General features: G+C 72.0%; 12 protein-coding genes and 2 pseudogenes. 6 read left to right on the top strand and 8 right to left on the bottom strand.

Annotation, left to right across the window (positions count from 1 at the left end; translation table 11 throughout):
• The 3 genes and pseudogenes from AB0I73_RS17515 to AB0I73_RS17505 all read right to left on the bottom strand — a co-directional run.
• Window positions 1-823: pseudogene (locus AB0I73_RS17515) on the bottom strand (Fic family protein); the annotation flags it as partial.
• A 129-nt stretch (window positions 824-952) separates the two neighbouring features.
• Entirely contained in the window at window positions 953-2,494 is a 1,542-nt protein-coding gene (locus AB0I73_RS17510) for a M28 family metallopeptidase (protein WP_363038236.1), read from the bottom strand.
• 325 nt (window positions 2,495-2,819) lie between these two features.
• Complete coding sequence (locus tag AB0I73_RS17505) at window positions 2,820-3,500, bottom strand: endonuclease (protein ID WP_363038234.1); 681 nt, start codon at window positions 3,498-3,500, stop codon at window positions 2,820-2,822.
• 451 nt (window positions 3,501-3,951) lie between these two features.
• Between AB0I73_RS17505 and AB0I73_RS17500 the strand changes: the two genes are divergently transcribed.
• The 4 genes from AB0I73_RS17500 (at window position 3,952) to AB0I73_RS17485 (ending at window position 5,785) form a co-directional block, all read left to right on the top strand.
• Window positions 3,952-4,206, top strand: coding sequence for a hypothetical protein (locus tag AB0I73_RS17500; RefSeq protein WP_363038232.1), 255 nt, complete (start codon window positions 3,952-3,954; stop codon window positions 4,204-4,206).
• A gap of 114 nt (window positions 4,207-4,320) precedes the next feature.
• On the top strand, window positions 4,321-4,746 hold the full coding sequence (locus tag AB0I73_RS17495) for a CBS domain-containing protein (RefSeq protein WP_363038230.1): 426 nt from the start codon (window positions 4,321-4,323) through the stop codon (window positions 4,744-4,746).
• A gap of 12 nt (window positions 4,747-4,758) precedes the next feature.
• Window positions 4,759-5,100, top strand: a complete 342-nt coding sequence (locus AB0I73_RS17490; RefSeq protein ID WP_363038228.1) for a DUF6343 family protein — start codon at window positions 4,759-4,761, stop codon at window positions 5,098-5,100.
• A gap of 28 nt (window positions 5,101-5,128) precedes the next feature.
• Window positions 5,129-5,785, top strand: coding sequence for an alpha/beta family hydrolase (locus AB0I73_RS17485; RefSeq protein WP_363038226.1), 657 nt, complete (start codon window positions 5,129-5,131; stop codon window positions 5,783-5,785).
• Between the two features lie 511 nt (window positions 5,786-6,296).
• On the opposite strand, the pseudogene AB0I73_RS17480 reads toward AB0I73_RS17485, so the two are convergent.
• The 4 genes and pseudogenes from AB0I73_RS17480 to AB0I73_RS17465 all read right to left on the bottom strand — a co-directional run.
• Window positions 6,297-6,443 (bottom strand): annotated as a pseudogene (locus AB0I73_RS17480) (class I SAM-dependent methyltransferase); the annotation flags it as partial.
• Window positions 6,444-6,846: 403 nt separating this feature from the next.
• Window positions 6,847-7,578: a hypothetical protein gene (locus tag AB0I73_RS17475; protein WP_363038224.1), complete on the bottom strand. Its 732-nt coding sequence runs from the start codon at window positions 7,576-7,578 to the stop codon at window positions 6,847-6,849.
• A complete protein-coding gene (locus AB0I73_RS17470; protein WP_363038222.1) occupies window positions 7,568-8,083 on the bottom strand; it encodes a SigE family RNA polymerase sigma factor in 516 nt (171 codons plus the stop codon). Before AB0I73_RS17470 ends, AB0I73_RS17475 begins: the two co-directional genes overlap by 11 nt.
• Window positions 8,084-8,301: 218 nt before the next feature.
• Window positions 8,302-9,105, bottom strand: a complete 804-nt coding sequence (locus AB0I73_RS17465) for a nuclease-related domain-containing protein (protein ID WP_363038220.1) — start codon at window positions 9,103-9,105, stop codon at window positions 8,302-8,304.
• A 118-nt stretch (window positions 9,106-9,223) separates the two neighbouring features.
• On the opposite strand from AB0I73_RS17465, the gene AB0I73_RS17460 reads away from it, so the two are divergent.
• Entirely contained in the window at window positions 9,224-9,730 is a 507-nt protein-coding gene (locus AB0I73_RS17460; RefSeq protein ID WP_363038218.1) for a dual specificity protein phosphatase family protein, read from the top strand.
• A 33-nt stretch (window positions 9,731-9,763) separates the two neighbouring features.
• Here AB0I73_RS17460 and AB0I73_RS17455 read toward each other — a convergent pair whose 3' ends face one another.
• Window positions 9,764-9,946, bottom strand: a complete 183-nt coding sequence (locus tag AB0I73_RS17455) for a hypothetical protein (protein WP_363038216.1) — start codon at window positions 9,944-9,946, stop codon at window positions 9,764-9,766.
• Between the two features lie 16 nt (window positions 9,947-9,962).
• Here AB0I73_RS17455 and AB0I73_RS17450 point away from each other — a divergent pair, with 16 nt between their 5' ends.
• On the top strand, window positions 9,963-10,346 hold the full coding sequence (locus AB0I73_RS17450) for an SH3 domain-containing protein (RefSeq protein WP_363038214.1): 384 nt from the start codon (window positions 9,963-9,965) through the stop codon (window positions 10,344-10,346).
• The last annotated feature ends 32 nt before the right edge of the window (window positions 10,347-10,378 follow it).

The raw sequence follows: 10,378 nt of genomic DNA, 5'->3' as shown, positions 1-10,378 counted from the left end.
GCGACGGCGAAGACGCGCAGTGCACGGCGGTGATCCGGTTCGGTCGGGGCTTTCCTTCGGCGTCCCGCACCTCGCAACTTCCCGGTGCTCCCGGTGGAGCTGTGCCGGACCGTCGGCAGGAGCTGACGAACGCCGGGGGCACTTCGGGCAAGGCCATGACCGATCGCCGCACAGACCCGGACCCGTACCGGGAATCGTAAGGACCGCGGATCGGGTGGCGGCGTTGGGCGGCGTCGCGGACGTCCTGGGGAAAGCGGTCGCCGGCCACATGGTGTCGGCCCTTGGTCCGACCGACCGCGGTGAGGATGCCCGCCTTGACGAGGGCCTGCATGTCACGAGTGGCCTGCTGGGAGTTCAGCCCTTCGCTCCTCTCGTGGCGTGAGCGGCGCACGCGTCCGGCCAGGGCCACTTCGTGGAGGGCGGCGACCTGCCGTTCGCTGACATCCAGGGCGTCAGCGTGCTGGTCGAGCAGAACCCAGACGTCGGTGGAACGCCGCACACGGTGCTGCACTCGCTGTGCCTGCTCGTGATGGGCGCGCGAGTCGAAGCGGATCCACGGACCGGTGTCGCGCTGCGGCGAGCAGACGGGTCCGCCGACTTCGCGGAGCACCTTGTGGTGGTCCCAGGTGTTTCCAGGCATGCCGAGCCGCTCCTCGAGGGAGGGGAACTCAGGCGCAAGAACGCGCCGACGGGCGATGACAAGGGTTTGCGGGCCGCGGGACATGCGGCCGTCGCCGTCCTCCCACGGGTGGATCTTCACCAGGTCGAGGTGAGCCATCGCGGCGCGGATCAAGGGATCCGCGCCGAGGTCGCCCTCATTGAGCCAGTCGACCGGTTCTCCAGTGAGAGCCGGGAGTTGATCCTCGTGGGGCCCCTCGTGTTCCGTGCTGAGCGGATCACCCGCGGCGAAGGGGAGGGCCGGACCGGCCGGCCCTCCCCTGTGTGCCGGGAGTTACTCGGTGACCTCGTGGTCGTGGCCCTCGTGCAGGCCGCCGCCGCTGCCCGCCGAACCCTTGGTGTTCCGCGGCGCCACCGGCTTGCTCAGCAGGCTGGTGTCCCAGGCGTACTGGCCCGCCGCATTGGCGATGACGTCGATGTTGACGTCGAACGCCTTCATGTCGATGTTCTTCAGGTTGTCGCAGGCGGCGTGGTAGCAGGCGTCGTACGCGACACCGACCTTGCCGCCGTACGCCTTCGCCTGCTCGGCCGTCTTGATGCCCTCGGCACCGGTGAAGGTGCCGCCCGAGGGGATGCCCACCTCGATGAACGGCCCGTAGTCCGACCGGCCGGTGAAGTCGGTGCCCTCGTGCGGGATGCGCCGGCTGTCCAGGTAGTCGGTGATCTGCCGCTCCAGTTGCGCCGAGCCCTCCGGACCGGGGCCGGCACCGACCTGGTCGGAGTCGTCGCCGTCGTAGACGAACTGGGCGTAGTTCGGCGAGGCGATCATGTCGAAGTTCAGGTACAGCTTGACCTTCGCACGGTCCGCCGCCGAGAGGCTGTCGACGTACGCCTCCGAGCCCAGCAGGCCGAACTCCTCAGCCGACCACCAGCCGAAGCGCACCTTGTTCTTGGTCTTCTCGTGGGCGAGGTTCAGGGCCACCTCGAGGATGCCGGCGGAGCCGGAGCCGTTGTCGTTGATGCCCGGGCCGTCCGCCACCGAGTCCAGGTGGGCGCCGAACATCACCACGTTGTCGGCGGCGCCGCCCTTGGTCTCGGCGATCACGTTGTAGGTGCGCCGGGTCTCCGAGAAGGTGCGGATCTCCAGGTTGACGGACACCGCGCCGGCGGCGGCCTTGGCCGCGAGCGCCTCGCCGTCCGCCTGCGTGACGCCGCCTGTCGGGATCTTGGCGACGGCGGGGTCTCCCAGGGTGCCGCTGAGCGCGCCCTCGGTGTTGTTGTAGATGATCGCGCCGACCGCGCCCGCGCCGGCGGCGGCCTCCTGCTTCTCCGCGAAGGTGCAGCCGCCGCGCTTGATCAGCGCGACCTTGCCGGTGAACGTCCCGGAGGCGTAGTCCCCCGGCTCGCAGCCGGTGGTGTCGTCGACCGGCACCACCGCGACCGGGGCGGTGATGCCGCCGACCGGGCTGCTGGCGGAGTACGTCATGGCGGTCACCGGGACGTCCTGCTGCTGCGGCGACACCACCCGCAGGCTCTGCGCCAGCGTCTCGGTGAACGGGAAGTCGAACTCGTTCCGGGTCACCGAGTACCCGGCCTTCCGCAGCAGGCCTTCGACGTACTCGGCCGACTTCCGGTGTCCCTCCGACCCGGCCACCCGGGTGTTCCCGTTCTTGTCGGCGATCCGCTGGAACTGTCTCAGATGCTCGTGGGCATCCTTGGCGTCGCTCTTCTTGACGAGCTTCTTCGCGAGCTTGGCAGCCTCCTTGGCAGGGTCGCTGTGGGCGGAGGCGGTGCCCGAACCGATCAGCAGCAGCGGCGTTATGAGCCCTGCGACGGATACGGCGACTACCGTGGTGCGGCGGTTCCGAGCGTTCAAAGCGCTTCCTTCCGGCGGTCCATGAGGAACGGGCGTAAAACCGAAGACAGGCCGAACGATGTGCGGCGGTACTCCGGGCAGGCAGGGATGGCTGGATCGCTCTGCCCCTGCCACCGGCAAGGAGAAAGGTATCTGCTCACTAAACGCTTGGTAATGGGTTGACGGGAATCTTCGGCGTCGACATCACCCGTACGCACTGACCGGCCCTCGTTACAACGAAGTTGACCGGAAGTCACCGGCACCGGCCGGTGCCGCATCAGGCGGCGTTCGCCCCGTGGCGGTGTGTCACCCGGTTGCCGTGCCCCGTTCCCTGCGGAGGGTTCTGTCAGGCCGCCCCGGCGGCGGCGAGCACCTCGTCCGCCAACGGCTTGTCGAGGGCCGCGTGGACCAGGCCGTCCGCCAGCCGGGGCACCTCACGGGCGGAAACGAGGCTGCTCAGCCTGTCGGGCGAGGCCGGCAGTCCGAGCCGCCGGGCGCCGTCCAGTGCCTTGCGGTCGATGTACGGCGCGTACTCCGGCCACACGCCCTGCACATCACGCAGGAAGATGTCGACCCCGGTGGGCCCGATCCCGGGTATGTCCATCAGGGCCTTCTTCGGGTCGGGTTCCTCACGCAGTCGGCGCAGATCGCCGCCGTGGCGCTCCAGCAGCAGTTCGGCTCCCTTGCCCAGCATCGTGGAGGTCCGCTCGTCGTAGCGTCGGTAGCCGCCCTCGCCGAGTGCGTCGACGCGCTGCTGCCAGGAGGCGTCCGCCATCGCCCGCGGGGTGCGCATGCCGGCGTCGAACAGCGCCCTGGCCGCCGCCACCGCGGTGCCGGACCTGATGGGAGCGCTGAGGAGGATCGCGAGCACGAGCGTCTGGTACAGCGGCGCCGGGGTGTTGCGCAGCCGGATGCCCGCCTGCGCCGCATAGGTGCGCCGCTGCCGGTCGAGCAGTGCGCGCGCCACGGCTTCGTCCGTCGCGCCGGCCGTCTTTTCACCGGTCTTCCCCGTGGCTTTCGTAGTCATCGTCCGGTCACCCATTCGACGGTTCAGCGGTTCACCGGTGAGTCGGTCCCCCCGGCTTTCCCTGGGAGGCATCACCCACCTCGTTCGAGTACCCCTCCTCGTTCGATGAGTTCCTGCCGGGTCGCGGGGCTGTGCCGGTGACGTCACAGGACGTCGTACGACGCCGCCCGGCCGTCTTCGAGCTGGTCGCCCGGCAGGGCCTTCCGGGACGAGCTGCCGGTCCGGGAGAAGGCCACACCCGCGAGGGCGACGCCCTCGCTGCCCCGGGCCTGACGACGCTTCCCACCTCGGACCCCGGGGATCCCCTCGCCCCGTGCGGCTCTCGCATCACCGTCATCCCGGTCTGACGCCGACGTCCCGACGGGGTCGCACGGCTTCGCGGATCGTTCGGTGGCGCGCCACCTGCTGGAAGAGGACCCTGGATGCAGGGGCGACGTGATGGAGAGACGCCATGACCCGGACCAGCACAAGCCGCAAGGCGCACACACCGTTCTTTTCCCGCCCCGGCGTCCGCCGCCTCACGCCGTTCGTCCTGATCACCGCGATCGCTCTGATCTTCATCTTCGAGAACCGCGCGAGTGTCGAGATCCGGCTCCTCATTCCGATGGTGACCATGCCGCTGTGGGGCGCCCTCCTGATCGCCTGGGGCCTCGGCATGCTCGCCTGTCTCTTCACCGTGCGCCGACGCTCGAACCGGCGCTCATGACGGACGGGGTGAGTTCCTGCGTCGGCACCGCGTCCCTCCCGAACGGTTTACCGTCGGCGGTGCGGGCTACGCGGGCGGTGCGACACACCGCCGACGCAGGACCCGGAGGTTCCCATGACCACGCGGATACGTGACGTGATGTCGCCCGGCACGGCCGCCGTCGAGCCCATGACCACGGTGGCGCGAGCCGCCCGGCTGATGCGTGAGCAGGACATCGGCGACGTCCTGGTGACGTACGACTGTGATCTGTTCGGCATGCTCACCGACCGGGACATCGTGATCCGGACCCTCGCCGAGGGCCTCGACCCCGCCGTCACGTCCGTCGGCTCGGTGTGCACCCGCCCGCCGGTGGTGACCCTGGCGCCGGACGACACCACCGATCACGCGATCGACCTGATGCGGCAGTACGCCGTGCGTCGCCTGCCGGTGGTGGAGCACGGGGGCTGCCCGGTCGGCATCGTCAGTCTCGGCGACCTCGCCACCACCGACGACCCGCACTCGGCCCTGGCGGGTGTCAGCAGGGCCGCCCCCAACCGTTGACGGAGGTGCAGCGTGCGCGACGAAGAGCCCGACGCGACGACACGGGAGGCGCCGAGGGCGCGCTCCGGGTCGATCGGCCGGCGTTGGCCGCGAACGGGTACCGAACCGATCACCGCCCGCAGTCCGCTCCGGCTGCGGCTGCTGCTGGCGGGTGCCTTCCTGCCGCTCTTCACCGCGGCAGCCGTGCTCTTCGGCCTCTGGGCGGCGGAATCCGGGCCCGGCGACAGCCCCGGCCGCGGCGAGCTGGTCGTGATCACGGTCATATGCGGTGTGCTCGCCCTGTCGGCGGCGGCCGATCTGGGGGTCGTGATCCGTCGGCTGCGGCGCGAGCGGGAAGCCGGGGCCTCAAGGTAGCGGGGCAGCGAGGAAAAGGGTGAGGCGGATGTTCTCCCGAGTGTGCACGGTGCCCGCCGACGACATCGAGCTGACGGGCGACCTCGACGTGCCGACGTCCGCGCGGGCGGTCGTGCTGTTCGCGCACGGCAGTGGCAGCTCCCGGCACAGCCCGCGCAACCGTGCGGTCGCCGCCGAACTGCGTACCGCGGAGCTCGGCACCCTGCTGATCGACCTGCTCACCGAGGAAGAGGAGCGGCGTGACACGGTGACCGGCGAGCATCGCTTCGACATCGCCCTGCTGGCCCGCCGTCTGGTGGCCGCGATCGACTGGCTCGAGGTCCGGTCCGAGACCCGGGGCCTTCCCGTCGCCCTGTTCGGCGCCAGTACCGGTGCGGGCGCGGCCCTGGTCGCCGCCGCCGAGCGGCCTGCCCGGGTGCTGACCGTGGTGTCGCGCGGCGGACGGCCGGACCTGGCGGGCGACGCCCTGGAAGCCGTACGGATGCCGGTCCTGCTGATCGTCGGCGGGCGGGACGACCAGGTGATACGGCTCAACCAGGAAGCGGCCCGCAGGCTGAGCGGTCCGCACACCCTGCGGATCGTGCCGGGTGCCACCCACCTGTTCGAGGAGCCCGGCGCGCTGGAACAGGTCGCCGAGGCCGCCCGCCGGTGGTGCGACGAGCAGCTGCGGGCCGCGGCCGGCTGAGGGGCCCGGGACAGCCGTCCGCCTCGGATCCGGGCCCGGGTCCGGGTCCGCTCAGCCGTCCGTCGCCGGCCGGGTGGCGGTCGCCGGCCAGCGGCGGGCGGTGAGGCGTACGTCCTCGTCCGTCCCGTACGCGCGGAAGGCGTCGGCGGCGGTCCGCCGGGCCCGGTCGACGGCTTCGGAGCCGCGTCGCGCAGCCAGTGGCGCACAGGCCCCGGCCGAAGAGGAAGCGGGCGGCGTCCTCCGCGTCCGCGCCCCACCTCTGCGGAACTTCGGCCGGCTCGGCGACGGCCGTGTCGAAGCCGGCGTCGCACAGGACGTGTGTGGTGCGTGCGGGGTCCGCGAAGGAGGCGGGGCCGGTCTCCGTCTCCTCGGACGGACCGGGCAGGGGCACGTGCTCGGCGACGGCCGCGAAGATCACCGACTGGTCCGTCCGCTCGAAGGACCGCGGGCAGACGGAGGCGAGCCGTCCGCCCGGCCGCAGGGCGCGTCCGATGTGCGCGAACGCGGTGACCGGATCGGCGAAGGACATGCCCCCGAAGCGGCTCAGGGCGACGTCGAAGGCGGCTTCCTCGAACCGGTGCACCTGGACGTCTGCCTGGATGTGGGAGACGTGGCCGGGGTGTTCCGCGGCGGCGCTCGCGCGGGTCCGCTCCAGCATGGGCGCGGACAGGTCGACGCCGACGGCACGGTCCGCGGTGCGGCGGCCGGCCGGGTCAGGTGTGCGTTGCCGCAGCCGATGTCGAGGACCCTGTCCGTGTCCCGGACGCGGGCGGCGTCCAGGAGCGGGGTGTCGGCGGGGGCGTTGAGCGCGTCGTGACGCGACCGGTGTCCGGCCCGATGCCGGCCCCCGCGATGCTGCCGTCGGTGCTCGCCTTCCTGGCGCTGCAGCGCTCGTTCATCCGGGGGCTGACGTCGGGAGCGGTCAAGGGATAGGGAAAAGAGCAAGAACAGAGACAGGAACACGGACAGGAACACGGACAGGGACAGGCGCGGGGAGTCGGCCCGCTCCGGACTCCGGCACCTGGCGGGCTGACCGGGCGGGCCGGCCGGACGGCGGCCGTTCAGCCGGCGTGGGCCGCCGACCGGGTCGGCGGGGCCGGTGCACCCGGTTCCGGGACGGGCGTGGACGTGATCTCGATGAGTTCGCCCTGCCGGACGCGGGCGTAGAACCACCGTGCGTCCTTGACGCTCAGGCCCAGCCAGCCGGTCTTCGCGCCGAGGGCGCCCAGGTGCTTGGCGCCGCCGGCCAGGGCGCCCGCGTAGACCGGCATCCGGTTGCCGGTACTCAGCTCCACCACGTACGGGACCTCGGCGCCACGGCGGTTCTCGGCCCTCGGGTCGCCCGGCAGCGTCATGGCCTCGTGCTTGGCGCGCACGGTCAGCCGGTGGCCGGCAGGCAGCGCGGCGACGGCGTGCGAGTCGACACGCATGACGTGGCCGCCGATCGTGAGCGTGCGGCGGCCCAGGTCGAGGAAGCCGTCCGTGGCGGAGGCCGAGCGGGTGGGCGCCCCGGCGGGCGCCGACGTGCCGGAGGTCGTCGGGGTACCGGATTCCTGGGCGCCGGCCGAGGCGGCCGGGACGTGACGGTTCGGGCCGGGCTCCTCGGCGTGCACGGTGAGTCCGATCGTCGTCAGCACACAGACCGCCGTGGTCACCGTGCCGAACGCGACCGCGGTCCGGCGGCGCCGGGCGCGGCGCCGCGCCCGGATGCGCACCTCGGCGGCCGGCACGGGCGGCGGGGCTTCGTGGTCCGCCGCCAACTCGCGCAACGCGGTGGTGAGTTCATCCGACACGGCCGCCCTCCCTCCAGGCCGGGTCAGCGGCCTCGTCCACCGCCAGCTCCCTGGCCAGTGCCGCCCGCCCCCGGGACAGCCGGGTCTTGACCGTCCCCACGGGCGCGCCGGTCTCGGAGGCTACCTGCTCGACCGTGAGGTCGCACAGATGGTGGAGGACGACGGCCATGCGCTGGGTTTCCGGCAGTCGGCGCAACGCGGCCACCAGCGCGGTGCGTTCGGGGCCGGGGCCGGGGGTCGACTCCGGCGGTGCGGAATGGCGCACCAGCTCCAGCCAACGCCTCGCCCGTCTCCAGCGGCTGACCGCCAGCCGCATGGCGACCGTACGGACCCACGCCTCGGGCGCCCCGTCGGCCCGGAGCTTGTGACGCCGGTCCCAGGCCCGTACGAACGCCTCCTGGACCACGTCCTGGGCCTCGCCCAGATCCCCGGTGAAGGCGAAGAGCTGCCCGGTCAGACGGGGGAACGCGGCCGCGTAGAAAGCGTCGAACTCGTCCTCGGTCATGCCCTCCGCCGGTGTCCGTGAATGTCCCTTGCGACCCGGCCGTCCCTGTCACACGTGCGCAGGTACCGCAGATCACGCACATGGAAGCACAGCCCTGAGAGAAGACGCCGAACACGGGTCCGAGGATCCATCGACCGCCGTACGGGTGAGCCCGCACCGCGACAGGCCCGGGACAGGCCCGGCAGGTCAGCCCGCTCGGCCGGTTCCGCCCGCCCCGTTCACAGCCGGGCCCACGTGTTCCGGTCCCGTGCCATCGCGTGCAGGGCCTCCACGTCGGCCGGTTTCAGCACTCCCCCCAGACGGCCCAGGCCCTCCACGTCGCCGTCCGTCAGGACGCGCACCTCGCGCGGCGGAGTCGCCACCGTCACGTGGGACGCGCCGACCAGGACCAGCACCGGACGGGCCTCCGCGGTCAGGGCGTACGAGACCCGGTCGGCGTCGGCGCGGAGGCGGCGCAGCAGGGGGCGCGGCTCGCGGCGGCCGAGGGCCACCTCGGGGTCGGCGACCGTCACCCGCTGCTTGTGGGCGTACAGGGCGTGGACGGCGTACAGCCCGCCGGGGCCGATGAGCAGGTGGTGGACGCGGTCACCGCCGGGGAGCGGCACCGAGTGCAGGGTGCGTACGCCCAGGCCGTCCATGCGGTCCAGGGCCTCGCCCACCGCCCGCTCCGCCGTGAGCGCCTGCCGGCGCGGGTCGGCGCGGAAGCGGTGGGCCGGGCCGGGGTCGCGGTCGAGGGCGATCAGCAGGGCCTCGCCCGGGCGGTTCGGCGCGAGATCGTCGTCGGGGTGCAGGGAGAGTCTGGCCAGCTCGGCGGGGGTGGGGACGGGGGGCGGGCCGACCGAGACCGGGCCGGTGAGGAAGGGGCCGAGCGCTTCGAGCACATCCGTCTCGTGCTCCTCGCCGAGCACGTTGACCCTGGCCGACTCACGGTCGTACCAGGCGAGGTTCCTGCCGTCCGGGAGACAGACGTACAGCCGCTCCTGGCCGTGCCGCCAGGCCGGTATGACGCGCAGACCGTTCATGCACCATCACCCCATGTTCCATGGGAACAGGCGGGTGCCCCCGGGGCAAGAACACGGATACCTTTGAGAGGACTCAGGCGGCGATGTCGGTGATGTCGGTGATGTTGGGGAGGCACCGTTGCACACCCGCAGGAACCCATCCGATGTACCGGCACCGGACAGTCCGTGGAACGAGATCGCGCCCGGCCTGTGGATGGGCGGGCACGAGTTCAGGGGCCGGTCGGGGCAGCTGGAGCTCGCAGTGGTCCGACAGGAGTTCGATCTTGTGCAGACGCTGCTGCGGCTGCCGGGGCACGGGCCCGGTCCCGGGGTCGAGCACCATGTCTGGCCCATCCCGGACGGGCCGCTCGACGGAACGCAGCTCCTGGGGGTCATGCGGCTCGCCGAGGCGGCGTGCGAGGCGCTGGACGACGGCCGCAAGGTCCTCGTGCGTTGCTACCACGGGTACAACCGCTCCGGCCTGGTCGTCGCACACGCGCTGATGCGCCGGGGCAGCTCCGCCGATGCGGCCATCCAACTGATCCGGGCCCGCCGTTCGGGCTGGGCCCTGCACAACGAGCTGTTCGCCGACTACCTGCGAGCGGGGCTGACGACGGCCCGGCTGCTGGAGGAACTCACCGATTGACATCCTCGCCCGGTGAACGGGGGCGATTCCCGCCTACCGCGCCGTTGAAGGCCGCGGTGTCGGGTGGGTTCCCGCTTCGCCGCGCGGTGCCGGGACGAGTCCCGGTCTCACCTGCGCTCCACGGGCTGACACGGCCAGTCCGGCCGCCTTGGCGACGTTGACCGCCGCGTTCACATCCCAGCCCAGGACCGCCCCACAGGCTCCACAGGTCCACACACGGACGTGCAGAGGCTTGGGGCCGTCCTGGACGCCGCATACGGAGCCACACCTGCAAGGTGGGCTCAAAGCGGCCGATCCGGACGAAGGTGCGCCCGTACCGGGCTGCCTTGTACTCCAGCATGGCCACGAACGCCGACCATCCGGCGGCAACCACGGCGACCGGGGCAAGTTCAAGGGCGTCGTCACAGCCCACTCGCCGGCCCTGCGCAGCTCGCCGCACCGCGGCTCCCGCGTCATCCGCTACGCCCGCAAGGGCGAAGTCGTCTCGATCCACTGCAAGGTCGGCGGGGACTCCGTGCAGGGCGATTCGCTCCGGTACCTCCTCACCGACGGCACCTGGGCCTGGGGCCCCGCCCGCCATATCGACAACATCGGACCCGCGCCACGCTGGCGCTGACACGCAAACCACCTAAGACGCCACATATGGGT

Source organism: Streptomyces sp. NPDC050388, from assembly GCF_040655635.1.
Taxonomy (GTDB): domain Bacteria; phylum Actinomycetota; class Actinomycetes; order Streptomycetales; family Streptomycetaceae; genus Streptomyces.
Note: the sequence above shows the minus strand (reverse complement) of the source record. Positions and strands in the feature narration are given on the sequence as shown.